Annotated in this window: 20 protein-coding genes; 5 read left to right on the top strand and 15 right to left on the bottom strand. The window is 71.8% G+C overall.

Annotated elements, in window-relative coordinates; all coding sequences use genetic code 11:
• Nucleotides 1–10: 10 nt before the first annotated feature.
• Nucleotides 11–283 carry a DUF6295 family protein gene (locus ABZU32_RS04755; protein ID WP_354838023.1) on the top strand — a complete coding sequence of 91 codons (273 nt, stop codon included), beginning with the start codon at nt 11–13 and terminating at the stop codon, nt 281–283.
• 216 nt (nt 284–499) lie between these two features.
• Here the strand turns inward: ABZU32_RS04755 and ABZU32_RS04750 are convergent, their stop codons facing one another.
• The 3 genes from ABZU32_RS04750 to ABZU32_RS04740 form a co-directional block, all read right to left on the bottom strand.
• Nucleotides 500–2119, bottom strand: a complete 1620-nt coding sequence (locus tag ABZU32_RS04750; protein WP_354917134.1) for a multicopper oxidase domain-containing protein — start codon at nt 2117–2119, stop codon at nt 500–502.
• Complete coding sequence (locus tag ABZU32_RS04745; protein WP_354917131.1) at nt 2112–2549, bottom strand: hypothetical protein; 438 nt, start codon at nt 2547–2549, stop codon at nt 2112–2114. Before ABZU32_RS04745 ends, ABZU32_RS04750 begins: the two co-directional genes overlap by 8 nt.
• Nucleotides 2550–2693: 144 nt before the next feature.
• A complete protein-coding gene (locus ABZU32_RS04740) occupies nt 2694–3602 on the bottom strand; it encodes a LysR substrate-binding domain-containing protein (protein ID WP_354917128.1) in 909 nt (302 codons plus the stop codon).
• Between the two features lie 120 nt (nt 3603–3722).
• Between ABZU32_RS04740 and ABZU32_RS04735 the strand changes: the two genes are divergently transcribed.
• Both ABZU32_RS04735 and ABZU32_RS04730 read left to right on the top strand, forming a co-directional pair.
• On the top strand, nt 3723–4169 hold the full coding sequence (locus ABZU32_RS04735; protein WP_354917125.1) for a nuclear transport factor 2 family protein: 447 nt from the start codon (nt 3723–3725) through the stop codon (nt 4167–4169).
• Between the two features lie 223 nt (nt 4170–4392).
• On the top strand, nt 4393–4785 hold the full coding sequence (locus ABZU32_RS04730) for a VOC family protein (RefSeq protein WP_354917123.1): 393 nt from the start codon (nt 4393–4395) through the stop codon (nt 4783–4785).
• Nucleotides 4786–4867: 82 nt separating this feature from the next.
• On the opposite strand, the gene ABZU32_RS04725 is transcribed toward ABZU32_RS04730, so the two are convergent.
• The 10 genes from ABZU32_RS04725 to ABZU32_RS04680 all read right to left on the bottom strand — a co-directional run bounded on the left by ABZU32_RS04725 (nt 4868) and on the right by ABZU32_RS04680 (nt 18809).
• Nucleotides 4868–5965 (bottom strand): DegT/DnrJ/EryC1/StrS family aminotransferase, encoded by a 1098-nt coding sequence (locus ABZU32_RS04725; protein WP_354917120.1) that lies wholly within the window; start codon nt 5963–5965, stop codon nt 4868–4870.
• Nucleotides 5962–6651, bottom strand: a complete 690-nt coding sequence (locus ABZU32_RS04720) for a NeuD/PglB/VioB family sugar acetyltransferase (RefSeq protein ID WP_354917117.1) — start codon at nt 6649–6651, stop codon at nt 5962–5964. Before ABZU32_RS04720 ends, ABZU32_RS04725 begins: the two co-directional genes overlap by 4 nt.
• Before the next feature lie 70 nt (nt 6652–6721).
• Complete coding sequence (locus tag ABZU32_RS04715) at nt 6722–8164, bottom strand: oligosaccharide flippase family protein (protein ID WP_354917114.1); 1443 nt, start codon at nt 8162–8164, stop codon at nt 6722–6724.
• Nucleotides 8161–9372, bottom strand: a complete 1212-nt coding sequence (locus ABZU32_RS04710; protein ID WP_354917112.1) for a glycosyltransferase family 4 protein — start codon at nt 9370–9372, stop codon at nt 8161–8163. The genes ABZU32_RS04715 and ABZU32_RS04710 overlap by 4 nt, the downstream gene beginning before the upstream one ends.
• Nucleotides 9373–9497: 125 nt before the next feature.
• Nucleotides 9498–10619: a DegT/DnrJ/EryC1/StrS family aminotransferase gene (locus tag ABZU32_RS04705; protein ID WP_354917109.1), complete on the bottom strand. Its 1122-nt coding sequence runs from the start codon at nt 10617–10619 to the stop codon at nt 9498–9500.
• Nucleotides 10616–11776 carry a glycosyltransferase gene (locus ABZU32_RS04700; RefSeq protein WP_354917106.1) on the bottom strand — a complete coding sequence of 387 codons (1161 nt, stop codon included), beginning with the start codon at nt 11774–11776 and terminating at the stop codon, nt 10616–10618. Before ABZU32_RS04700 ends, ABZU32_RS04705 begins: the two co-directional genes overlap by 4 nt.
• Nucleotides 11773–12756: an NAD-dependent epimerase/dehydratase family protein gene (locus ABZU32_RS04695; protein ID WP_354917103.1), complete on the bottom strand. Its 984-nt coding sequence runs from the start codon at nt 12754–12756 to the stop codon at nt 11773–11775. Before ABZU32_RS04695 ends, ABZU32_RS04700 begins: the two co-directional genes overlap by 4 nt.
• A complete protein-coding gene (locus ABZU32_RS04690) occupies nt 12753–13790 on the bottom strand; it encodes a Gfo/Idh/MocA family oxidoreductase (RefSeq protein WP_354917100.1) in 1038 nt (345 codons plus the stop codon). Before ABZU32_RS04690 ends, ABZU32_RS04695 begins: the two co-directional genes overlap by 4 nt.
• 132 nt (nt 13791–13922) lie before the next feature.
• Complete coding sequence (locus ABZU32_RS04685) at nt 13923–17909, bottom strand: DUF4082 domain-containing protein (RefSeq protein WP_354917097.1); 3987 nt, start codon at nt 17907–17909, stop codon at nt 13923–13925.
• Between the two features lie 240 nt (nt 17910–18149).
• A complete protein-coding gene (locus tag ABZU32_RS04680; RefSeq protein WP_354917094.1) occupies nt 18150–18809 on the bottom strand; it encodes a class I SAM-dependent methyltransferase in 660 nt (219 codons plus the stop codon).
• A gap of 173 nt (nt 18810–18982) precedes the next feature.
• Between ABZU32_RS04680 and rfbC the strand changes: the two genes are divergently transcribed.
• Nucleotides 18983–19612, top strand: a complete 630-nt coding sequence (rfbC, locus tag ABZU32_RS04675) for a dTDP-4-dehydrorhamnose 3,5-epimerase (protein ID WP_354917091.1) — start codon at nt 18983–18985, stop codon at nt 19610–19612.
• 203 nt (nt 19613–19815) lie between these two features.
• Nucleotides 19816–21627, top strand: coding sequence for a DUF4082 domain-containing protein (locus ABZU32_RS04670; RefSeq protein WP_354917088.1), 1812 nt, complete (start codon nt 19816–19818; stop codon nt 21625–21627).
• A 162-nt stretch (nt 21628–21789) separates the two neighbouring features.
• Here the strand turns inward: ABZU32_RS04670 and ABZU32_RS04665 are convergent, their stop codons facing one another.
• Both ABZU32_RS04665 and ABZU32_RS04660 read right to left on the bottom strand, forming a co-directional pair.
• Nucleotides 21790–22827, bottom strand: coding sequence for a 2-oxoacid:ferredoxin oxidoreductase subunit beta (locus ABZU32_RS04665; RefSeq protein WP_354917351.1), 1038 nt, complete (start codon nt 22825–22827; stop codon nt 21790–21792).
• Nucleotides 22828–22858: 31 nt separating this feature from the next.
• A complete protein-coding gene (locus ABZU32_RS04660; RefSeq protein WP_354917085.1) occupies nt 22859–24712 on the bottom strand; it encodes a 2-oxoacid:acceptor oxidoreductase subunit alpha in 1854 nt (617 codons plus the stop codon).
• Nucleotides 24713–24719: the final 7 nt, after the last annotated feature.

The following is a 24719-nucleotide window of genomic DNA, read 5'->3' as shown; positions in this document are numbered from 1 at the left end:
GGAGTCCGCCATGTGCACCTACCTCACCGAGAACTTCGAGCTCGACGGCGCGGGCAAGGGCGCCACCGGCTGGTTCACCGTCAGCCAGGGCGCGGTCTACGTCGACCACCCCTACCACGCCACCCACGAGCACACCGTGAACATCGACTTCACCAACCCCTCGGAGGGCCCGTCGGCTCGGGTGGCCGTCGAGCTCACCGAGGAGTCGGCGCTGGCCCTGGTGGAGGCCATCCACAAGACCCTGGCCGCCGCCCCGCCCGGCCTCGCCTCCACGAAGCGATAGAACCGACCTCCGCCGAGCACTGGAACCCACCTGCGCCGGAGCGCTGGAATCGGTCCTCGCCGGGCTCTGGAATCGACCGCCGCCGGGCTCCGGAGCCCGGCCCCGTGGGGCTCTGGAGCCCGCGGTGATCCCTCGAAGGCGCCGGCCGACGGCCGCGCCTGCCCGTCGGCCGTCGCGCTGATCAGGGGTGCTCTCGACGAGGACGCCGTCGTTCTCCTAGATGATCTCGAGGTTGGCCATCATCCCCATGTCCTCGTGCTCGGCGTTGTGGCAGTGGAACAGGTAGCGGCCGCGGTAGCCGTCGAAACGGGTGATGATCTCCACCGCTTCGCCCGGCCGTAGGGAGACGGTGTCCTTCAGGCCCGCGTCGTGTGGCAGCGGCGCGCGGCCGCCGCGCGACAGCACCCGGAAGCCGACCAGATGCAAGTGGACGGGATGGTGGACGTCGGCGACCAGCCGCCACACTTCGACGTCGCCGAGACGGACGGTGACATCGGTGCGGGCGGGGTCGAACGGCAGGCCGCCGATCAGCCATCCGTGATCGCCGTCCATCCGCCCGGTGCGGAAGGAGAAGTCGCGCACCCTGACGGCGTCCGACCGTCGCCAGGCCGGCAGATCGTCCGAGAGGGTGCGGGGGATGCGACTGTCGTCGGTGGCTTGGCGTGCGACCTGGAAGGCCATCACGTCGCGGGTGCGGCCCACGCCGAGCCGGTTGAGGAGTCGGACGCGGCCGCCGGCCGGGACACCGGAGAAGTCGATGATCACGTCGTAGCGTTCGGCGGGTGCGATCGGCAGCAGTCGGTGGGTGACCGGTGCTGCGAGCAGTCCCTGGTCGGCGCCGATCTGGACGAGGTCGAGCCTGCGACCGTCATCGGCGACCGCTTCGAGTTCGTAGTGCCGGGCGTTGGAGGCGTTGAGGACGCGTAGCCGGTGGCGGGCCGTGTCCACCTCGTGTACGGGCCACGGGGCGCCGTTCACCAGGATCACGTCGCCGAGGACGCCCGCGAGATAGGCTTCGCGCACGCCCGGCCGCTCCCGCAGGGTGGGGTCGAGGGCGGGATAGGCGAGGCCGCCGTCGGCGCCGAACGCACGGTCGGTGATCATGAGAGGCAGCTCGCGGCGCCCCGCGGGCAGGCCGAGATCGTCTTCCGCGTCGTCGCGGACGATGTGCAGACCGGCCAGGCCCCGCCAGATCGCGGGGGCGGTGAAGTCCATCCGGTGGTCGTGGTACCACAGCAGCGTCGGCCGCTGGTCCAGCGGGAAGTCGTGGTCCCGCGTCAGATGGGTCACCACGGCCCGCGGATCGTCCATGCCGTGCCCGGAGCCATGCCCGGCGGGCATGGCGGCGTCGTGCCGGCCTTCGGGCAGGACGAGGTCGGTCGGGTACCCATCGGAGGCCGCCGGCGTGTGTCCGCCGTGCAGGTGCATGACAGTGGGCACGGGCAGTTCGTTGCGGTGCGTCACGGTGATGGGCCGGCCGCGGCGCGACTCGATCGTCGGCCCGGGGAAGGCGCCCTCATACGTCCACAGCGGCGTCTTGACGCCGGGCAGGATCTCCGCACTCGCTTCGCGCTGGGTGATCTCGTAGCGGTCGGCGCCACCCGAGGTGCTGACCGGCGCCAGCACGGCGGGGAGCGGCAGTGGCACCTGGAACGCGGGCGGCAGCGGCACAGCGCTGCGCAACTCGGCACCGGTGATCGACGGGCGGCGGGCCAGCGCGGCCGCGGTCGACAGCCCGGTGACCGCCACCAGCCCGAGCGCCCCGCCGATGCTCAGCGCCCGGCGTCTGGACAGGCCCTGGGCACGGCCGGACCGGTCCTCGTCGTGCTCACGCATCGCGGGCCTCCCCCCGCGCACGCGGACACCGCGGGAGGGGCAGGCGCCAGACCGCGATGAACTGCACGACGAGCGCGGCGACGATCATCACCCCCAGCGGGATGTGCAGCCATAACGCGCCGTCCACGCCGGCGAAGTACTGCACCGTCTCGGCCGCTACCACCGCCACCGTGGGCAGGAACGGCCAGGCCTGACGCAGCCGGACCCATACGATGATCGCCACGATCACCTGCAGGTAACCGATGGAGGTGACCACGTCGGCGCCGACCGCGTGTAGGCGCAGGCTGTCGAAGTCACCGGTCAGATACACCCCGGCGAACACCGGCTGGCCGGCGACCGCCGCCACGTGCGCGGTGACAACGGCCCGGAGAGTCCACCCGGCCGGCATTGTCCGGGGCGCGGCAGCGGACCCCAGGCTGCTGGTGACCATGAGGGATCCTCCTCACTGTGATCTCCCTATATGAACGAACCCCGACGCTATGGCCTGGTGGTTATCCTGTCCAAGATTAATATTGCTATGGTGTTATGACCGTGGACGCATGATGGACCTCGAGTTCGTGCTGAGCGGTTCGTGTCAGCGCTTCTCCTGGGGTTCGCCGACGCCCCAGTCCCAGTTGGTGATCGTGGTGCGCATCAGTCGGGCGGCGGTGGACAGGTGGCTGCCGGCCCCCCAGTAGAGGGTGACCGTACGACGGCAGTCGGGGCTGTCGACGCCGATCCACGCGGCGGGCGGATGTGCGGCGCTGCCACCGGCCAGGCGGCGGGCGACGGAGGGGACCAGACCAATGCCGAGTCCCGCGACGATCAGGTCCGCGATGGCGCTGTGCTCGTCGGTCTCGCAGACGATCTTCGGGGTGAGGTCTCGTGCGGCGAAGAGCCGATCGAGCAGTCCGCGTAGCCAGTGCCCTTTGCGGGCGGTGATGAAGGGCTGGTCGGCGAGTTCGTCGATGCTCACGGACGTACGGCCCGCCAGCGGGTGATCGAGTGGCGTGCCCACCCCGACCGCCTCGTCGAACAGCCGCACGGACTCAAGGCCGTCGGCATGGATCGGCTGCGAGGCGACACACAGATCAACTTCTTGGGCCCGCAGGTGGCGGGCCATGTCATCGGCTGGTGACCAGTGGAGCTCGATCTCGATGGCGGGATGGGCTCGCTTGTAGGCCGCCAGTGGCCCGGTCAGCGTGAGAAAGGTCTCCGACGCCAGCCTCACGGTGCCCAAGCCCTCGCCGGCGGCCTCGGCGACGGCGCGTCGTCCCGCGTCGAGCTCTCCGAGGGCGCGTTCGACGTGATCGCGGAAGAGCCTGCCCGTGTCGTTCAGCCGGAGTCGGCCGCTGCGATCGAACAGCGGTATGCCCAGTTCGCTCTCCAGCCGGGCGATCGTACGGCTCAGCGACGGCTGGGCGATGTGAAGCTCGTCGGCTGCCCGGCTGAGGTGCTCCAGCCGCGCCACCACCAGGAACTGCTTGAGCGAGTTCAGTTCCATCTTGCCTCCGTATGCATAACGCCATAACAATATTGATCTTAGTCAAGATAACTTGTAAGCCATAGAGTCGCGTGTGCCAGAAGGCAGGATTCCCCCCCCGAAAGAAAGGTGCGGGTAGCGATGTCTACGCAACGCGAGGTAGACGAAGCCGAGATTCGCCGGCAGGTCCACAAGATCGTCGAGGGGCTCCGAGCCAAGGATCTCGAGGGCCTGAAGCGGCCTTACGCCAAGGACGTCGTGTCCTTCGACGTCGAGCCGCCGCTCCAGCATGTGGGGCTGGAGGCGAAACTCAAGAACTGGGCAAACGTGTTCCTGGTCTTCGAGAGTGTGACTTACGAGGTTCGCGACCTGACGCTCGCCGTGGGCGATGACGTGGCGTTCGGGCACGCCTTCGCTCGCCTCAGCGGCACGCTGAAGGACGGGGCGGCGACGAGCGGCATGTGGGTCAGGGTCACGTACGGCTTCCGGAAGATCGACGGTGACTGGCTGATCGCACACGACCAGGTCTCGGTGCCGATCGACATCCAGAGTGGCAGAGCAGTGCTCGACCTCGAGCCGTCATCGTGACCACGGGCGGGCCGGTCCAGGTCGTCGCACGCCAGGTCGAGGTGGAGGCGGTTCCTGACCGTCTTGGGCTCGGGAACGAGCACGAAGAAGAAGCGCGGCCCGCCTCCCGGGCCCGGCTCCATCAGCACCGTCGGGTCATCATCCGGGGACATGATCCCAGGTTCCTCAGCCGTTCCAGCTCGGCCTCGTGGGGCCGTTCGGCGTGATCGTAGGATGGGCGGCCATGAGCGTTCGCGAGCTTCGCCTGGTCGTCACCGCCGAGGACTACGAGGAGGCGCTGCGGTTCTACCGCGACGTGCTGGGCCTGCCCGAGCTCGCCGACTTCTCCTCGCCGGACGGCAGGGTGCGGCTGCTGGACGCGGGACGGGCGACCCTGGAGATCATCGACTCCCGGCAGGCGGAGTTCATCGACCGCGTGGAGGTCGGGCGCCGGGTCGCCGGGCCGATCAGGGTCGCCTTCGAGGTGGCGGACTCCGCCGGCACCGCCGCCGAGCTCGCCGGCGCCGGAGCGGAGGTCATCGCACCGCCCACGCGTACGCCGTGGAACTCGCTGAACGCCCGGCTGCGGGCCCCCGCCGGGCTGCAGCTCACCTTGTTCGAGGAGCTCGGCGACTGATCGCCACCGGGCCGGGCGCCGCGAGCTCGCCTGTTCGCCACCGGCCGGGCGCCGCGAGCTCGCCTGATCGCCCGGCCGGGCGTCACAGTTGCCGCAGGACCTTGTCCAGGGCCTCGGCGACGTGCTCCTGCTGGTCGGCGGTCAGGTGGGGGTGCATGGGCAGCGACAGGATCTCGCCGGCGGCCTTCTCGGCGATCGGGAAGTCGCCCGGGCCGTGGCCGAGATCACTGAAGGCGGGCTGCAGGTGCACGGGCACCGGGTAGTGGATCTGGGCCTGCACCCCTGCCTCCTGGAGCCCGGCGAGCACCCGGTCGCGCTCGGGCACGCGGATCACGTACAGGTGCCACACGTGCACGTTGCCCGGGGCGGCGCGCGGCACCCGCACGCCGTCGATGCCGGACAGCAGGTCCGCGTACCGGTCGGCGGCGGCGCGGCGCAGCTCGTTCCACCGGGCCAGGCGCGCGAGCTTGGCCCGCAGCACGACCGCCTGGAGGGTGTCCAGGCGCGAGTTGAAGCCGAGCGTCTCGTGCCGGTACTTCACCTCGCTGCCGTGGTTGGCGAGCAGGCGGACCGCGCGGGCCGTCTCGGCCGAGGAGGCCAGCACCGCCCCGGCCTCGCCGTACGCGCCGAGGTTCTTGCCCGCGTAGAAGCTGGTCGCGGCCAGGCCGACCGGGGGACGCCCGGCCTGCTCGGAGCCCTGTGACTGCGCGGCGTCCTCCACCACCGCGAGCCCGTGGCGCGCGGCCAGCTCGTGGACGGCCGCCATCGGCGCCTGCTGGCCGTACAGATGGACCGGCAGCACCGCCGCCGTGCCGGTCCCGGCGGCCGTGGCGGCCGACGCCGGGTCCAGCAGCAGGAACTCCTCGTCGCAGTCGGTCAGCACCGGCCGCAGGCCGGCCCGGACGACGGCCTCGGCCGTGGCGACGAAGGTGTTGGCGGGCAGCACGGCCCCGGCGCCGGGCGGCAGGTCACTCGCGCGGAGCGCCAGCTCGACGGCGTCGGTGCCGTTGCCCACGCCCACGCAGTGCGGCACGCCGGAGAAGGCGGCGTACTCCTGCTCGAACGCCGCGACGTCCGGGCCCTGCACGAACGCCGTGGTCGCGAGCACCCGGTCGAAACCCTGGCGCACCTCCTCGGCCACCTCGGCGTGGGCCGCGCGCAGATCGACGAACGGGATCATGTCAGTGCTCCAGGAGAGGGAAAGGGAGGGACGGGGACGGTGGAGGGGCGCAGGAAACGGGCCGGCACGCCGGCCCAGACCTCGCGGGCGGGGACGTCGCGGGTCACGACCGACCCCATGCCGACCAGGGCGTAGGGCCCGATCGTCAAGGTCTCCCGGACCAGCGCGCCCGAGCCGACGTAGGCGCCGATGCCGACGCGGACGGCGCCGGCCAGCCGCGCCCCGGCGGCGAGCGTGGCGAAGTCCTCCACCACGTCGTCGTGCGTCAAGGTCACGTGCGGCATCACGCTGACGTGCGCTCCCAGCGTGACGGCGGCGGTAAGCACGGTCTGCGCCAGCACGACCGACCCCGGGCCGATGGTGGAGGTGCGGGACACGCTCGCCGCCGGATGGACGAGCGTGGCGTACCGGGCGGGCGGCAGGCCGAGACGGGCGACGATGCGGGCCCGGCTGGTGTGGTCGCGGGGGCTTCCGGTGCAGACCACGACCTGGGCGTCCTCCCGCTTCACCGCCAGGTCGGAGCCGCCGAGCACCGGCACCCCGTCCACGACGGCGCCGTGCTTGGCCGGGTCGTCGTCCAGGTGCCCGAGCAGCTCCCACGTCGGGGAGACGTCGTTGACGGCGTGGACGAGCTGCGCGGTCTCGCGGGCGAACCCTCCGGCGCCCACGATCAGCAGCGGCGTCACGCGGCCTCCCCGGAACGCGCCGCCGGCAGGGAAGGGAGTGTCATGCGGTCTCCTTGGTCGCGATACGGGCTCACGCGGCCCGCCTGAGGTCGGCGAGCACCCGGCGCCTGCGGTAGCCGTACAGGCCGACGACGAGCACGCCCGCCGTGCCGGCCGCCGCGAGGACGCCGAGATCGGGGACGATGACCCGCCCGGCGCCCACGGCGAAGGCGCCGACGGCGAGCGCCGCCAGCACCGCGGGCCACAGGCTGCGCGCCAGGTCCGCCGGCCGGACGCCGGCCCGGCCGAGCATCCACAGGTAGGCGGGCAGCACCACCAGGCCGGCCACCGCGACCAGCGCGACGGCGGCCCCGCGCAGCCCGCCCTGGGTGACGCCGAGCCACATCGCGGGCACCAGCACGGCCACCCACAGCCCCTGGACGGCGAGCACGGCGCGCGAGCGTTCCAGGACGACGAGGTAGTCGTAGACCAGCTCGAAGAAGATCCGCAGCCCGGCGAGCACGCCGAGCCCGGCGAGCGCGACGGCGGCCGGTCCCCACTGGTCCCCGTACACGAACCGGATGATCGCGGGAGCCGCGCCGCTCAGCAGCAGGCACATGGGCAGCGTCAGCCCGACCAGCAGGGCGGCGACCGTGACGAACGAGCGGCTCAGCGTGGGCCGGTCGTGCTGGAGCCGGGCGAACGCGGCGGGCGCGACCGCGCGCACCGGCTGGGAGAACACCGCGACCGGCCACCCGGACAGGTTGACCGCGAGCACGTAGAAGCCGAGCGCGGTGGAGCCGAGCACGTGGCCGACGACGATCTGGTCGGCGTAGCCCACCGCGAAGACCAGCAGGGACGCACCGGCCAGCGGCAGTCCGAACCGGACGAGCCGGCGGGCCACCTCACGGTCGAAGCCGAACCGCAGCCGCTGGGGCGCGAAGGAGACCAGCAGAGCGCCGCCCGCGAGCGAGCCGCAGACCCGGCCGACGGCCAGGCTCATCGCCCCCCAGCCGAGCAGGGCGAGCGCGAGGGAGATCAGCGCGCCGAGCCAGTTGTCCACCTGGTCGGCGATCATTTTGCGTCCCTGCATGAACTCGCGCTGCATCAGGGCCGCCGAGGTGGACACCAGCCCGTTGGTGACGACGCTGAGGGCCAGCACCCGCACCGGGCCGGTGGCGGCCGGGTTGCCCATCACCGCGGCGAACGCGGGCGCCGCCGCGACGAACGCGCCGCAGACCAGCACGCTGAACCCGGCCGACATGGTCGCCACGGTCGGGACGATGGACCGCGGGTCGCCCGGCCAGCGGACGATGGCGAGGCTCACGCCGAGCTCGTTGATGCTCAGCATGGCGAGCAAAGCGACCAGCGCGACCGCGAACGTGCCGAACTCGGCCGGCCCGAGCACCCGGGCCAGCGTGATGCCGATGGCCAGCGTCCCGAGCCGCGCCGCGATCGTGCTGAGCAGGCTCCAGCCCAGCGCCCTGCCCGCCCGGCTGCCGAGCGACGGCGCGTCGACCTCCGGGGCGGTCACGGCCTGCTCCGGGCGACGGCGTTGAAGTCGTCGCGGGCCTCGGTGCCGCGCAGGCGGGCGTAGCGGCGGCGCAGCTTGTGGCCCAGCACGCCGGCGGCGGTGCCGACGGCGTCCAGCGCGGCCGGGCGCTCGGTGACCGCCTGCTCGTAGATCTCCACCTGGACGCGCGCCGCGCGCTCCAGGCTGAAGCGTTCCACGACCAGGCGCCTGCCGTACTCGCCCAGCTCGTGCCGCAGGCCGGGGCCGGCGTGCAGGCGGCGCAGGATGGCCTCCAGGCGGGGCGCGCCCTCCTCGCGGCCCGCGCCGAGGCCGTACCACCCCTGGCCGAGGAAGGTCTTCTCGCTCTCGGGGGTGAGCAGCTCGAAGAACCCCAGCTCGCCCTGCACGATGAGCGGCTTGGCGAAGGCCAGCGAGCGCAGCGCCGAGCCGCCCATGGCCAGGCACACCTCCGCCGCCGCGTACGCGCGGCGGGGGTCGAGGAGCTGGCCGGTCAGGACGACGGCGCGGCGGCCGGCGGCGGCGTTGGCGGCGGCGGCGCGCTCCTCCACCTCGCCCCTGGCGGGTCCGTCGCCGACGATGACGAGCCGCAGGTCCAGCTCGGCGGCGAGTCGGCCGACGACGTCGATCGCGGTGAGCAGGCCCTCGAGTTTCAGCTCGGCGACCAGGCGCCCCACGACCACGATGTCCAGCGGCCCCTCCGGCAGGTCGAAGGCGCGGCGGAACTCCGCCGCCGGATGCCCGGGGGCGTTGGCGTGCACGTCGACCGGCGGCTCGATGAGGTGGACGTGGCGGCGTCCGGGCGCGGCCCGCTCCTGGATCTCCCGGGTGCCGACCACCAGCGGCAGCGAGGGCGGCAGGAACGGGGCGACCGACATCGACATGATCGTGCACACCGCCGCGGAGGGGCCGCGCAGGCTCGCGTAGAACGCCTCGACGCCCGGCGGCCACTCGTAGCCGTGGATCACGTCGATGCCGCGCCGCACGGCCAGGTCGCGCAGCATCCGCGCGGTCGCGGGGGAGGGCCTGCGCCGCCCGGGGTCCAGCGGCAGGTGCGGCAGGCCCGCGTCGGCGAGGTGGGCGACCAGCGGGCCGGGTTCGCCGATCACGCTGACCTCGTGGCCCAGCCGCTGGACGGCGGCGGCGAGCTCGACGGCGTTGAGCTGGCTGCCGCCGACCTCCATGGCGTGCGGGTACACCAGAATGCGCACGGTCAGGTCTCCATGGGGTGGGAGGTCACCGGGTCGGTCTCCTCGAAGGTGGCGGTACGCGGGACGCCCCGGGGGAGGCCCCTGGACGGAGATCCGCCGGAGGGGCTCCCCGTGGGGGCGAGAGGTCAGGTTCGCGCGGCGGCGTGCAGGGCCTCGACGACCTGGTCCTGCTCGGCCTCGGTCATGGCGTGGAACAGCGGGAGGATCAGCGAGTTGGCGGTGAGCCACTCGGTGTGCGGCAGCTCGGCGGCAGGGACGTCCGCGTAGGCGGGTTCCAGGTGGGCGGCCATGATGCCGCGCCGGGCGGAGACGCCCCGTTCGGCGAGGAAGCCCAGCAGGTCGTTCCTGCTCATCGGGAAGCCGACCGGCAGGGCGATCCAGAACGACTGGTAGTTGGTGCGGCCGTGGTCGGTGTCGCCGGCGGTGGTGAGGCCGGGGATGCCGGCCAGCAGCTCCTGGTAGCGGCCCGCCAGCGCCCGCCGGCGCGCGACGAGCTCGGGGAGCCTGCGCAGCTGCACCAGGCCGACCGCCGCCTGCAGGTCGGTCATCCGGTAGTTGAAGCCGACCTCGGTGTACTCCTCAGGCGCGGTGGAGCCGCTGGCGTGCCGGTCGGCCGCGCTGACGCTCATGCCGTGCTCGCGCAGCCGCCGCGCGCGGGCGGACCACTCGGGGTCGTCGGTGGTCAGCATCCCGCCCTCGCCGGTGGTGAGCAGCTTGCGGGGGTGGAAGGACCAGGCGGCGACGCTCGCGCCGGCGCCGACCGGCCGGTCGCGGTAGAACGACCCGGCGGCGCAGGCGGCGTCCTCGATGAGTGCGAGCCCTTCGTGCACCAGGCGGATGTCGTCGACGTCGGCCGGCACGCCGCCCTGGTGCACGATGATCACCGCGCGGGTGCGGGGGGTGCGGGCGGCGTCGATGGTCTTGGCGGTGAGGTTGCCGGTCGCCGGGTCGATGTCGGCGAACACCGGAGTGGCCCCGACGTACCGCACGACGTTGGCCGTCGCGATGAACGACAGCGAGGGGACGACCACCTCGTCCCCGGGGCCGACGCCCGCGAGCACCAGGGCCAGGTGCAGCGCGGTGGTGCACGAGGAGGCCGCCACCCCGTGCCCGGCCTCGACGCTCGCGGCGAACGCGCGCTCGAACTCGGCCACCCTCGGCCCCTGCGCGACCCAGCCGGAGGCGATGACCTCGCCGACGGCGGCTTGCTCCTCCGGGCCGAACCACGGCCGCATCACCGGGATCATCGCCCGGCCACCTCCCTGATCTCAAGGCCGAGAAGATCCGCCAGCAGGCGGACCCTCTGGTTCCAGTCGTGCCGTGCCGCGAACGCCCGCCGCGCCTCGGCGAGCGCGGGCGTGCGGGGGGTGCCGAGCTCGGCCGTCACGGCGGCGGCGAAGTCCGCCGGGGTCCGCGCGACCGCGATCAGCGGCCCGGCCGAGAGCCAGGCGGTGGCGGGCAGGTCGGTCGAGACCGCGGCCCGGCCGGCCGCCAGGTACTCCAGCGTCTTCAGCGGGAAGCTCGCCCGGTTGAAGGCGCTGTCGGCGTAGGGCGTGAGGCCGACGTCCATGACCCGCAGGTAGGACGGCAGCTCCTCGTACGGCTTGCGTCCCACCCAGTGCACGTTGGGGCGGGCGAGCAGCCGCGGCCACCGCTCGGGCTCGTAGTCGCCGGACCGGGGACCGACCAGCACCAGCGGCGCCCCGGTGGCCGCGACGGCCTCCAGCAGGGCGATGTCGATGCGGGCGTTGATGTGGCCGACGAACCCGGCGGCCGGCGTCGCGGCCAGCTCGGCCGGCAGGTCCGCGGGCAGAGCGGCCTGGTCGATGTCCCGGTAGGCCGACACGTCGCACCCGTTCGGCACCAGTGCCGCCGTGCGCCCCTCCCGGCCGAGCCGTTCCACCAGGTCGGGAGAGACGACGGCGACCGCGTCCGCCCGCGAGGTCATCCGCCGCTCGGCCGCCGACAGCCGGGCGGCCGACATCCGGATCAGCGAGGCGCCCGCCACCAGGTCGTCGGTGAGGTACCGCACCGTGCGCGCTCGCGGCGCGAGGTCCAGCAGGTCGGTCGTCCCGGCCACGACCACCGCCGTCACGGCGCCGCCCACCCTGCGGGCGGCGGCGCGCACGGCACGGCGGGCCATCGTCGCGGTGACCCGTTCGACGCCCCTGCGGTAGGCCGCGGGCGGCGCGACCGGGCTGAGCCGCCACAGGCCGGCGTGGACGCTCCGCAGCACATGCCCGGCCTGCCCGGTCTCGGGGTCGCGCAGCCCGGAACGGACCGGCCGCGGCGGGTCGACGTACAGCACGTCGGTGAACGCGCTCAGCCGGTCGGCCATGTGCCGGTCGGTGCCGCTCACCCCGTCGTACCGGGTGCCCGCGCCGTAGACCAGCAGGTCGCTCACCGGGCCTTCTCGGCGCGCCACCAGGCGACCAGCCGGCGCAGGCCCTCTTCGAGGTCCACCTCGGCCTTCCAGCCGAGCCGCTCGGCCGCCGCGCCGACGTCGGCCAGGCGCCGGGTGACGCCGTTGACGGCGCGGGCCGGGCCGAACTCCAGCCCGAGGTCGCTCGCGTCCATGACGGCCATCAGCGCCTCGGCGAGCCCGCGCAGGCTGGTCTCGGTGGCGCTGGCGATGTTGAAGACCTCGTCGGTGACCTCGCCCGACGCGGCGAGCAGGTTGGCGCGGGCGATGTCCTCGGTGTAGACGAAGTCCATGGTGGCCAGGCCGTCGCCGAGGATCAGCGGCGGCCGGCCGGCCTCGATGCGCTCCATCCAGCGGATCAGCACCTCGGTGTAGAGCCCGTGGATGTCCATGCGGGGGCCGTACACGTTGAAGTACCGCAGGGCCACGTAGTCCAGGCCGCGCATCGCGTGGAAGCTGCGCAGCAGCCCCTCGTTGAAGGTCTTGGCCGCGCCGTACAGGGTGTCGTTGGCGTAGGGGTGGTGGTCCTCGCGGGTCGGGAACTCGGTGGCCAGGCCGTACACCGAGGCCGAGGAGGAGGCGACGACCTTGCGCACGCCGGCGTCGGCGGCGGCCTCGACGACCTCGTAGGTGCCGTCCACCAGCACCTGCAGGGCCAGGCGCGGCTCCTCGGCGCACTGGGTGATGCGGATGGCGGCCAGGTGGAACACCACGTCCATGCCCTCGGTGAGCGAGCGCACGAGCGCGGTGTCGCGGATGTCCCCCTCGACGACGCGCAGCCGGCGGGAGTCTCCGGCCGCGGCCTCGGCGGCGGCCAGGTTGGCGCGGCGCCCGCGGACGAAGTTGTCCAGCACGACCACCTCGCTGGCGCCGGCGGCGAGGAGCTGGTCCACGACGGTCGAGCCGATCGTGCCCGCGCCCCCGGTCACCAGGCAGCGGCTGTTCTCAAGTGCCGAGATCATCGAGTGGTTCCCCCAAGGTCGATTCGTCTGCCGTCATTTTGGATGCTCCGCCCCGCCGCTTCCAGGAGTGCGAGCACGCGCAGTCCCGACCTGCCGTCGGTGAGCGGGGCCCGGCCCTCGGCGATGGACGCCGCGAACTCCGCCATCACCCCGCGCAGCGCCTCGCGCTCGGGCAGGGCGGGTACGACGACGTCACCGGTGCGATAGGAGATCAGGGCCGCCCGGCGCTCGTCCTCGCCCGCCGCGGCCAGGTCCACCCCCCGGTCGTACACCGACAGGCGCTGGGCGGGGTTGACGTCGTCCCACACGATGGTGCGGCGCGACCCGCCGATCACGGTCGTGCGGATCTTGGTGGGGCTGAGCCAGTTGACGTGGACGTGGGCGATGGCCCCCGACGACAGCCACAGGGTCAGGTACGCGAGGCACGGCCGGCCCGCCCCGATCGGGTCGGAGGTGTGCGCCGCCACGGCGACCGGGGCCACGCCCTCGGGGAGCACGAAGTCCAGGATGGACAGGTCGTGCGGCGCCAGGTCCCACAGCACGTCCACGTCCGGTTGCACCAGGCCGAGGTTGATGCGCACCGAGTCGACGAACTGCACCTCGCCCAGCTCGCCGGAGGAGACCAGGTCGCGGATGCGGCGCACCACGGGCGTGTAGCAGAAGGTGTGGTCGAGCATGAGCACCCGCCCCCGCTCCTCGGCCAGGGCCACCAGTTCGGCGCCCTCCTCGTAGGTCGGCGTCAGGGGCTTTTCGACCAGGACGTGCTTGCCGGCCTCCAGGGCGGCGCGCACCAGGTCGAAGTGCGTGCGCGCCGGGGTGGCGATGGCCACGGCCCGCACGTCCGGGTCCTTGAGCACCTGCTCGACCGAGGAGGTGGGCCGCACGGTGGTGTAGCGGCCGAGCACCGCCCTGGCGCGGTCCTCGTCCAGGTCGCACAGCCACTCAAGGCGCAGCTCCGGGGTCGCCATCGCGTTGCGCACCAGGTTGGGGCCCCAGTAGCCCGCACCGATCACGGCAAGGCCGATCGACGTCAAGGCGGCTCTCCTGTCCTGTAGGTCGGGGATCGGGTGGTGTGTCGGTCTTCGGTGACGCGGGTCGTGCGGGCCGGGTGCGGTCCGGTCGCCGGCGGGGTCCCGCCGCGATCGAACCGCACCCGGATGACGGGACTAGCTCGACGGGGTGAACAGCACGTCCACCCAGTAGTTGGCCCCGTTGAAGCTGGCCGACGGGAACCCCGAGTCGGTCCCGTACCGGTAGACGCCGTTGCCGCCCGCGGGTCCGCCGTTGGCCGCCGCGGTCAGCGGGGAGTTGGCGTACGGCCCGGCGTTGAAGTACGCGCCGTCGCCCGCGTAGTGCCCGTTCGGCGCGTGGTAGCTGGCGACGTACACCTGCCCGGCCACGACGTCCACCGGGGTGGCGAACTGGAGGGTCTGCCAGCCCGAGGCCGACTCGTTGACGAAGGCGCCGGTGGCCAGCGGGGTGCCGGTGGCGCTCCACAGGTTGCCGACGTGGGCGCCGGTGTTGCCGGCCCCCTTGTAGAAGCGGACGCCGGTGACCTGGCCGTTCATCTCGGCGGTGAACTTCACCCCGACCTCGACGGCGTCCGCGTCGGCGTTCGACGGGTTGGCCGGGACGGCGTTGCTCGCCCAGATCGAGCACGGGCAGCTCGCCGGGCCGCCGGTGGTGAACGACCACGACGTCGTGGTCATGGAGTTGTCGGCGTCGTCGAGGGCGCCGCTCACCGTGACCGTGTACGTCGTGCTCTGCGCCAGCGGGGAGTCGGGGGTGAAGGTGAGCAGCGTGCGCGCCTCGTTCAGCGACCGCGTGCCGGCGACCGCCTGGTTGGCGGCGTTCTTCACCGTGATCGTGGCGGTGTTCTCCTTGATCGCCTCGCTGAACGTCGCGGTCACCGCCGTGCCGGTGGCCACGCCCGTGCCGCCGTGGTCGGGAGACTTGAGCGTGATGTAGGGCGCGGTGGTGTCGGCGAGCCGGGTGAAGATGACGTCCACCCAGTAGTTGGTCGCCCCCCACGACTGGTCGGGGTAGGACCGCGTGCCGTACTTGTAGACGCCGTTGCCGCCGCTGGTGCCGCTCGCGAGCGCGCGCAGCGGAATCGCGGTCACCGCCGAGGCCAGCCCGTTGCCCGTCCCCGAGTAGTGGCCGTTCGGCGCGTGGTAGGAGGCGACGTAGGTGGTGTCCTTGGTCACCGGCCACGGCGTGCCGAAGTACACCTCCTGCCAGCCCTGCGTCGACTCGTCGGTGAAGGTCGCCGTGGTCAGCTCCGCGCCGGTCGAGGACCACAGGGTGCCGGTGTGGGTGCCGGTGTTGCCCGCGCCCTTGTAGAACCGGATGCCCTCGATGAAGCCGTCGGTCGCCGGCTGGAACTTCACGCCCACCTCGACCGAGCCGGTGTCGTTGACGCTCGGGGTGTCGGGCACGGTGACGTCCGGCCAGATGGTGCACGGGCACAGCCCGGCCGTCCAGGTCTTCGCCGTGGTGAAGGCGAAGGTGTACGGCTGGGTCATGGTGTTGTTCGCGTCGTCCTTGGCGCCGGACACCGCGACCGTGAACCGCTCGCCGGGCGCCAGCGGCGCCGACGGCACGAAGGTGAGCGACTTGCGCGAGGAGTCCAGCGACACGGTGCCGGCGACGGTCGCCTGCGTGGCGTCCTTCACCGTGAACGTCGCGGTGCCCGCCTGCACCGGCTCGCCGAAGGTGACCTTCGGCTGCACGCCGGTCGGCACGCTGGACGAGCCGGGCACCGGCACGGCCGAGGTGACCGCCGGCGGGTAGACGTCGTTGACGGTGAACACGACGTCCACGTAGTAGTTGCCGCCGTTGAAGGTCTGGTTGGGGAAGCCCGCCCCCGCCCGGTAGACGCCGTTGCCCGCCGTGCCGGTGGCGGCCGGCGCGGTCAGCGGCGCGTTGGTCAGCGGCTGGTAGCGGAAGAAGTTCGCGTCGGCGGCGTAGTGGCCGTTCGGCGCGTAGTACGAGGCCACGTACTCGGTGCCGGCGGTGACGAACACCGGCGAGGCGAAGTTGAGCTTCTGCCAGCCGGTCGAGGTCTCGCCGGAGAAGGTGCCGGTGGCCAGCGGGTTGCCCGCGGTGTCCCACAGGGTGCCGGTGTGGGTGCCGGTGTTGCCGGAGCCCTTGTAGAACTTCACGCCGGTCAGGTAGCCGTTCACCGCCGGCTTGAGGCGCACGCCGAGCTCCAGCGCGCTGCCGTCGTTCTCGGCCGGGTTCGCGGGCTGGGTGGAGGAGGTGAACAGGCTGCACGGGCAGTCGACGGTGACGTTGCGGGAGGCCTGCGCGCCGATGTTGCCGCTGTCGTCGGCGGCGCGCGCCTTGATGGTCGTCGCGCCGACTCCGGTGACCTTCCACGTGTAGGTCCACGTGCCGCGCCCGGTGGCCGGGTGCCAGGTGGCGCCGCCGTCGGTGGAGACCTCCACGGCGCCGACCTGGCCGCCGACGTCGGAGGCGGTGCCGCTGACGGTGACGGTCGAGCCGTTGTTCACCGTCACCCCGGCGGCCGGGGCGCTGATGGCGGCCGACGGCGCGGTGGTGTCGGTGGACTTGACCGCGGTGCTCAGCCCGGAGGTGAGCGACTTGGGCTGCACCCCCATGTCGGCGAACAGGTTGACCGTCGCCTGCTTGATGTTGAGGTTGCTGTAGTCGTTGTCGTCGTAGCTGTCGTGCTCGCCGTCCAGGCCCCACGACCACTGCACCGTCCCGGCGCCGAACACCAGGGCGCCGCTCGGGGCGCGGTAGAACGTGATGCGGTGGGTGGCGCTCTTCTGCGCGACGTTGGTGCCGTAGTCGATGAGCACCTGCTCGGCGGTCGCGGTCGTGCTCGACATGGGCACCAGGCCGGCGGGCCGCGAGCCGTTGTCGAGGTCCTCGTCCCACTCGTACCCGACGACGCCCGGGATGTTCATCGAGCCGGTGATCTGGCCGCCGACCCCGGTGCCGCGCCAGAAGCGCATCTTGCCGTCGGCCATCGGCACGGTCAGCGGGATACCCTCGCAGCCGTTGTCGGAGGTCGTGCAGTTGACGGTGAACAGCGTGCCGGTCAGCGCGTTCTCGGGCCTGCCGCCGTCGGCCGGCGGGCTGAACCGCGGGTCGCGCCAGGTGCCCGTCCAGACGTTCGCCGTCGGGTCGATCTTGGCGTTGGCGTGGGTCTCCTTGTAGGAGACCAGCGTGCGGTAGGAGTTCTCCCAGCGGGTCTTCCAGTAGACCTCGTTGCCGCTGAAGAAGGCGAGGTTCACGCCGTTGTCACGGGCGTTCTCGAAGGCCGCGCGCTCCTCGCCCGACCAGTACTCGTCGTGGCCCACCGACAGCACCGACTTGTGGGTGAGCAGCGTGGCGGGACTGCGCGCGGCGTCCAGCGACGACATGTACGACACGTTGTAGCCGTTGGCCTCCAGCCAGCGCACCATCGGGTACTCGTTGGCGAAGACGTAGTCGCGGCCCCAGGGCGTGGACTCACGCGTGTTGAACGGGCGGTTGTAGCTGACCTTGACCGCCCGGCCCGGCGCGATGACGCTGTCGCCCCGGTAGAGGCTGTTGAGCACCTTGTTCGGGTTGTCCTCGGTGGCGGTGATGTCGCCCCAGGAGTTGTAGGCCTGCCAGGTGCTGTCGGAGGTGCGGAACAGCACGTCGGAGGTGCTCGCGTCGTCTCGGACCACGAAGACGATGTGGGTGTCGTCGTTGGTGTCGGTACGGATCACGTGGGCGAAGTAGATGCCCGAGACGGACGTGGTGGGAACGGTCCAGCTCGCCGCCGTGCCCCAGCCACAGGCGACCTCGCCGGTGGTGGTGTTCTCCGGGCAGTGCGGCTGGTTGCGGGAGACCGAGGTGGTGGCGGGCACGGTGATGACCTTGCGCGCGCCTTTGCCCTGGTAGTACCCCATGCGGTAGATGTCCACCTGCAGGTTCAGCGCGGTGGACCGGATCTTGAAGTTGATGGTCTGGCCGACGTTGACGCTCATCTGGTCGCCGTAGCCCTCGACCGTCCCGTGCGGATTGGTGTCCCACTCCGACCGGTCGCTGCCTGTGATCTCGTTCTCACAGGTGATCTTGTTGCCGCCCGCGTCGCAGGGACCTATCGCCTGCGCCGGCGCGGCGGGGGTCGACAGGAGTGCGGCGAGAGTCAACGCCGCTGCTGCGAAAGCCGACCTGTGTCGGCGCGCGGCACTGCGCGATTTCATGAAGCTCCCACGTGATTTCGAAAAGGGTCGCTTGCCCCGGTGGTGCTCACGCTGTGGAGCGTGGTCCCGACGAGAACGACGTCCGGGCGTGTGGACCGGTTTACGCGGTGCCGCCAACCGCGGTCACATGCGTCACATCCGTAACACGAGGGCACTGACGCGCGTGCCGCGCCGCCCCCGCCGGGGTCAGCGGGCCTGGACCGCGATGACCGACTTGACCAGACCGCCGAGCCGCTCGAACCGGATCTGGGAGGAGGGGAAGTAGTGCCGCATCTCGGTGATGCTGAGCAGCTCGACCTCCATCACGATGTTGCGCGCCGCCTCGCGGTCGGAGGTGGGCGTGTGCACCAGCGGCCAGCGGCGCAGCAGGGACGTGCGCACGGCGATGGGGAGGTACTGGAAGCCGGGGAACAGGAAGTGCGGCTCCACGGGGAAGTAGCGGTAGGGGGTCTGCACCCAGTGGCGTCCGGCGAGGCGGTGCACGGAGTCGGCGAACATCTGGCGGCGGAGGTGCCCGCCGACGTGCTCGATGACGGCGTTGGAGAACACCAGGTCGTACTTGGTGTCCAGGATGGCGGCCGGCAGCTCGCAGGCGTCGGCCACGTCGGCCCTCAGCCAGCCGGGAAGCTCCGCCGGGGGCTTCTCGAGGTTCACGACGTGCACGTGGGCCGGACGCACCGGCGCGCGCAGCCAGGCGCTGGCCGTGCCGCCGAGGTCGATGACCGACATTTCCGACAGGTCGGGGAAGCTCTGCGCGAACCAGTTCCATCGACGGGCCCGCGCCTTGGCGCCGAGCGAGTCGGGGGCGTCGACGAAACGGCTGCGCAGCGCGTTCAGGCGGCTCATGGTCTCTCCTTGGCGAGGAGTGCGATGGGGGGTGTGGAGCTGGCTGCCATTGGCTCCGCTGGTTGGGCACGTTCCAACGGAACCGCCCAACTATCGCACGACCCGGTCCGGACGCAGCACGCGCCGCCGTCATTCGATAGCGCACTGAGATCGGAGCTGTCACGCTTGGCCTCGTGGAACGATTGAAGATCGAAGACACCTACCTGCTGACCCCCGCCGTCCACGAGGACGACAGAGGGGCCTTCCTCGAGTGGTACCGCGCGGACCGGCTGTCGGACCTCGCCGGCCATGACCTGAGGCTGGCGCAGGCCAACTGCTCGGTCTCCCGGCGCGGCGTGCTGCGCGGCGTGCACTTCGCGGACGTGCCGCCGGGGCAGGCCAAGTACGTCACGTGCGTCAGCGGCAGCGTCCTGGACGTGACCGTGGACATCCGGGTCGGCTCGCCCACCTTCGGCATGTGGCAGGCCGTGGAGCTCGACGACCGCACCCGGCGCGGCGTCTACATCGGCGAGGGGGTGGGGCACGCCTTCATGGCGCTGAGCGACCGGGCGACCGTCGTCTACATGTGCTCCGAGCCCTACAACCCCGCCGGGGAGCACGGCCTGCACCCGCTGGACCCCGACCTCGGCATCGAGTGGCCCGCCGATGTCGAGCCGCTGCTGTCGCCCAAGGACGCCACCGCGCCCACGCTGGCCGAGGCGCGCGACAAGGGGATGCTGCCGCTGTACGAGGACTGCCTCGCGCACTACGCCGGCCTGCGCGCGGCCCGCGGGGCCGGAGCCGGAGTGGCGCACACGCAGTGATCATGAGGTGACGGGCGGTTTTGGGTGTGATGAATCCGGCGATTGTGGCATCGAAATCCCGGTTCTCATGCTGATTTAGCGCTATTGCCGGGATAAAAGGCGGGATCTGGTTGTCTCGTCGTTTCCCAACCGCAACAATGGCCTCGACTTGAACATGATCGGAGTCCGGCGTCCGCGAGCGCCGGAGGTGGAGGCTCGGGCCAGTGAGCGATTCCCGGCACGCGGACGGACGGCGCCCCCGGCGCCGCGCGGCGTCCGCCGAGACGAGATCGACCGGGTCACGCCGTTTCCCCGTCACGGGATGGGTGACCCTGCTGGCCGGGGCGGCGGTGCTCGGGGCCACCGTGACCGTGGTGGTCGTCAACCGTGAGACCACCGCGCCGCCGGTCGCCGCCACCCCCGTCGCGGCGGAGGTGACGCTGGAGACCAGCCTGTGGAAGTCGCGCAAGGTGAAGGCCGCCGTCCAGGACGAGCACACCCCGCTCGAACTCGGCACCCGCTTCAAGGCCGCCCGCGACGGCGAGGTCGCCGGCATGCGGTTCTACAAGCCGGCCGCCGAGCGCGGCACGCACCGCGGCAGCCTGTGGGGCTCCGACAGGAAGCTGCTGGCCAAGGTGAGCTTCACCGGCGAGACCAAGAGCGGCTGGCAGCAGGCGATGTTCGACCGGCCCGTGCCGATCGTCGCGGGCCGCGTCTACACGGTGTCGTACCACACGACCAACGGCGGGTACGTCGCCTCGCCCGGCGTGTTCGACGAGCCGGTCGTCTCGGGGCCGCTGACCGCGCAGGCCGGGGTGTTCGCCCCCTCCGCCAAGGCGGCCTTCCCCTCGCGCGTGCACCACAGGCGGGTGAGCTACTGGGTCGACGTCATCTTCCGGCACCGGGAGCGCCACTACCCGCGGCCCTCCGACTCCCCGGCGCCGGGCGACCCGAGCGTCTCGCCGACCTCCTCGCCCGAGGGCTCGGCGAGCCCGACCGTCAGCGAGGGGCCGACCGGCGGGGTCACCACCACTCCCACGGCCGACGGGTCCCCGAGCCCCTCGTCCAGCCCGACGCGCAGCCACACCTCCGACGCCTCGGAGTCGCCGACCGCGAGCGGCACGCCGAAGCCGTCCGGCAGCCCGACGCCCAAGGTCTCCCCGAGCGCCACCCCGAGGCCGTCGCTGAGCCCGGACCCGACCAGGCAGCCCACCAGAGAGCCGTCCGCCACCCCCAAGCCGACCCAGACCACCACCCCGCCGCCCGCCGGCGGCTTCCCCGGGGCCGGTGACACCGGCGTGCCGTCCGGCGTGAGCCTCAAGGACAGCAAGTCGATCACGGTCACCAAGGACGGCACGGTGATCGACGGCATGGAGGTCAAGGGCGAGATCAACGTCGAGGCCGACGACGTGACGATCCGCAACACCCGGGTCGCCGCGGCGCCCGGCGACTGGGGCATCATCCAGCGCAACGGGCACAGCGGGCTCACCGTCGAGGACACCGAGGTGTTCGGCGACGGCAAGCAGCGCACCCAGTTCGGCATCCTCAACCAGGGCGGCGACCTGACCGTGCGCCGGGTGGACATCCACACCATCAGCAACGGCATCCTGACCGAGCAGGGCCTGATCGAGGACTCCTACATCCACGATCCGAAGTACTACTCCGGCGACCACACCGACATGATCATGTGCACCAGCGGGCCGCCGTCCGGGGCCAAGCTGGTGATCCGCGGCAACACGGTGGTCAACACGCTGGAGCAGACCGGCGCGGTCGCGCTCTTCCAGGACTTCGGCGTGGTCCGCAACGTGACCGTCGAGGGCAACTTCCTGGCCGGCGGCGGCTACACCGTCTACGGCGGCGCCGGCAGCAAGGGCACCTCGTCCAACATCAAGGTCGTCGGCAACGTCTTCAGCAAGGACGTGTGGGCCAAGGGCGGCTACAACGGCCCGGTGGCCTACTGGGACAAGGACGGCGCCGGCAACGAGTGGAAGAACAACGTCTGGGAGGACGGCAAGACCGTCCCCGAGGGCGGCTGACCCGGCCCCCGGGCCCGTCTCCGGCGAGACGGGCCCGTCCCGCGTAAGGCGATCCCGCGTAAGGCGATCCCGCACAAGGCGCCCGTCCCGTGAACGCCGGAGGCCCTCCACGCGAGAGCGTGGAGGGCCTCCTTGGTCATGCTCGGGGTCATGCGCCCCTGGTCAGCCGACGCGCCAGGTGTCGCCGCCGCGCAGCAGGTCGCTCAGCCGGCCGGCGCCCTGGTCGGACACGGCCTCGTGCAGCTGCCTGCTCATCAGCGTGTCGTACGCCGGGCGGTCGACCGAGCGGAAGATGCCGATCGGCACGTGCTCGAACGCCGGCTCGTCCAGCCGGGACAGCGCGAAGGCGACCGAGGGGTCGGGGTCGTGCGCGTCGTGCACCACGATCTCATCCTCGGGCACGCCGGCCCGGTCGACGACCGCGAGGCGCCCGTCCGGGCCGCGGCGCACGGCCTTGGAGCCCGAGACGATCGGCTGCCCGTGCTCCAGGCGCAGCGTGATGTCGTCGCGCACCTCGGGGTCCTTGAGCGCCTCGAACGCGTTGTCGTTGAAGATGTTGCAGTTCTGGTAGATCTCGACCAGGCTCGTGCCGCGGTGCGCCGCCGCCTCGCGCAGCACCGAGGTGAGGTGCTTGCGGTCGGAGTCCAGGGTGCGCGCCACGAAGCTGGCCTCCGCGCCGAGGGCGAGCGAGATCGGGTTGAACGGCTTGTCCAGCGAGCCCATCGGGGTCGACTTGGTGATCTTGCCGACCTCGGAGGTCGGCGAGTACTGCCCCTTGGTCAACCCGTAGATGCGGTTGTTGAACAGCAGGATGTTCAGGTTGACGTTGCGGCGCAGCGCGTGGATCAGGTGGTTGCCGCCGATCGACAGCGCGTCGCCGTCCCCGGTGATCACCCAGACCGACAGGTCGGGGCGGGAGGCGGCCAGACCGGTCGCGATCGCCGGCGCCCGGCCGTGGATCGAGTGGAACCCGTAGGTGTTCAGGTAGTACGGGAAGCGGGAGGAGCAGCCGATGCCCGAGACGAACACGATGTTCTCGCGCTTGAGCCCGAGCTCGGGCAGGAAGCCCTGGACGGCCGAGAGGATGGCGTAGTCACCGCAGCCCGGGCACCAGCGCACCTCCTGGTCGCTCTTGAAGTCCTTCAGGGTCTGCTTCTCGGTGGCCCGGGGGATGAGGGTGAGCCCGGTGCCACGGCCGATCGGCTCGGCGGTGTGCCCGTTCGTCGCGATGTCACTCACTGTCGATCACGTCCTGGATCACTCCGGCCAGCTCCTCGGCCTTGAAGGGAAGACCGCGCACGCGGTTGTAACTGATGATGTCGATCAGGAACCGCGCCCGCAGCAACAGGGCGAGCTGGCCGAGGTTGATCTCGGGCAGCAGCACCTTGTCGTAGGAGCGCAGCACCTCGCCGGTGTTGGCGGGGAGCGGGTTCAGGTGACGGAAGTGCGCCTGCGCGATCTTCCCGCCGGACGCGCGGGCCCGCCGCACGGCCGCGGCGATCGGCCCGTAGGTCGAGCCCCAGCCGATGACCAGCACGCGGGCGTCGCCGTCGGGGTCGTCCACCTCGAGCGGCGGGATGTCCTGCGCGATGCCGTCGATCTTGCCCTGGCGCAGCCGGACCATCAGGTCGTGGTTGTGCGGGTCGTAGGAGATGTCGCCGGTGCCGTCGGCCTTCTCGATGCCGCCGATGCGGTGCTCCAGGCCGGGGGTGCCGGGCACGGCCCAGGGACGCGCCAGCGTCTGCGGGTCGCGCTTGAACGGCAGGTAGGTCTCGCCGTCCTCGCCGTTCGGCTCCACGGTGAACTCCACCGAAAGGTCGGGCAGCTCCTCCACCTCGGGCAGCCGCCACGGCTCGGAGCCGTTGGCGAGGTAGCCGTCGGACAGCAGCATGACCGGCGTGCGGTACTTCACGGCGATGCGCGCCGCCTCCAGCGCCGCGTCGAAGCAGTCGGACGGGGTGGCGGGCGCCACGATCGGCACCGGCGACTCGCCGTTGCGGCCGTACATCGCCATGAGCAGGTCGGTCTGCTCGGTCTTGGTCGGCATGCCCGTCGAGGGGCCGGCCCGCTGGACGTCCACCACGATCAGCGGCAGCTCGGTGGTGACGGCCAGGCCCACGGTCTCGGCCTTCAGCGCCACGCCCGGGCCGGAGGTCGTCGTGACGCCGAGCGCGCCGCCGAACGCGGCGCCGAGCGCCGCGCCGACGCCGGCGATCTCGTCCTCCGCCTGGAAGGTGCGGATGCCGAACCGCTTGTGCTTGGACAGCTCGTGCAGGATGTCGGAGGCCGGCGTGATCGGGTACGACCCGAGGAACAGCGGCAGCTTCGACTGCACCGAGGCCGCGATCAGGCCGTAGGCCAGCGCCTGGTTGCCCGAGATGTTGCGGTACAGGCCCGGGGCCAGCGTGGCCGGCTTGATCTCGTAGGACACCGAGAACGACTCGGTGGTCTCGCCGAAGTTCCACCCCGCCTGGAAGGCCGCGATGTTGGCCTTGGCGATGTCGGGCTTCTTGGCGAACTTGCGCTCCAGGAACTTGATCGTCCCCTCGGTGGGCCGGTGGTACAGCCACGACAGCAGGCCGAGGGCGAACATGTTCTTGGCCCGCTCGGCGTCCTTCTTGGAGATGTCGAAGCCCTCGAGCGCCTTGACGGTCAGCGAGGTCAGCGGCACGGCGTGTACGCGCCACTCGCCGAGCGAGCCGTTGTCCACCGGGCTCTCGGCGTAGCCGACCTTCTGCAGGTTGCGCTTGGTGAACTCGTCGGTGTTGACGATGAGGTCGGCGCCGCGGGGCAGGTCGCCGATGTTGGCCTTGAGCGCCGCGGGGTTCATGGCGACCAGGACGTTGGGGGCGTCGCCGGGCGTCAGGATGTCGTGGTCGGCGAAGTGGAGCTGGAAGCTCGACACGCCGGGGAGGGTGCCTGCGGGGGCGCGGATCTCGGCGGGGAAGTTGGGCAGGGTGGAAAGGTCGTTTCCGAACTGCGCGGTCTCCGCCGTGAAACGATCACCGGTCAGCTGCATGCCGTCGCCGGAGTCGCCCGCGAAGCGAATGATCACGCGGTCGAGTTGCTGAACCTGCTTGGTCACAGCTCGG

It is taken from the genome of Sphaerisporangium sp. NPDC005288 (assembly GCF_040607475.1).
Taxonomy (GTDB): Bacteria; Actinomycetota; Actinomycetes; order Streptosporangiales; family Streptosporangiaceae; genus Sphaerisporangium; species Sphaerisporangium rhizosphaerae.
Note: the sequence above shows the minus strand (reverse complement) of the source record. Positions and strands in the feature narration are given on the sequence as shown.

Excerpts from the sequence above, each read along its gene's own strand:
- ABZU32_RS04755 (WP_354838023.1), top strand. The coding sequence starts at position 11 with ATGTGCACCTACCTCACCGAGAACTTCGAGCTCGACGGCGCGGGCAAG.
- ABZU32_RS04750 (WP_354917134.1), bottom strand. The coding sequence starts at position 2,119 with ATGCGTGAGCACGACGAGGACCGGTCCGGCCGTGCCCAGGGCCTGTCC.
- ABZU32_RS04745 (WP_354917131.1), bottom strand. The coding sequence starts at position 2,549 with ATGGTCACCAGCAGCCTGGGGTCCGCTGCCGCGCCCCGGACAATGCCG.
- ABZU32_RS04740 (WP_354917128.1), bottom strand. The coding sequence starts at position 3,602 with ATGGAACTGAACTCGCTCAAGCAGTTCCTGGTGGTGGCGCGGCTGGAG.
- ABZU32_RS04735 (WP_354917125.1), top strand. The coding sequence starts at position 3,723 with ATGTCTACGCAACGCGAGGTAGACGAAGCCGAGATTCGCCGGCAGGTC.
- ABZU32_RS04730 (WP_354917123.1), top strand. The coding sequence starts at position 4,393 with ATGAGCGTTCGCGAGCTTCGCCTGGTCGTCACCGCCGAGGACTACGAG.
- ABZU32_RS04725 (WP_354917120.1), bottom strand. The coding sequence starts at position 5,965 with ATGATCCCGTTCGTCGATCTGCGCGCGGCCCACGCCGAGGTGGCCGAG.
- ABZU32_RS04705 (WP_354917109.1), bottom strand. The coding sequence starts at position 10,619 with ATGATCCCGGTGATGCGGCCGTGGTTCGGCCCGGAGGAGCAAGCCGCC.
- ABZU32_RS04695 (WP_354917103.1), bottom strand. The coding sequence starts at position 12,756 with ATGATCTCGGCACTTGAGAACAGCCGCTGCCTGGTGACCGGGGGCGCG.
- ABZU32_RS04680 (WP_354917094.1), bottom strand. The coding sequence starts at position 18,809 with ATGAGCCGCCTGAACGCGCTGCGCAGCCGTTTCGTCGACGCCCCCGAC.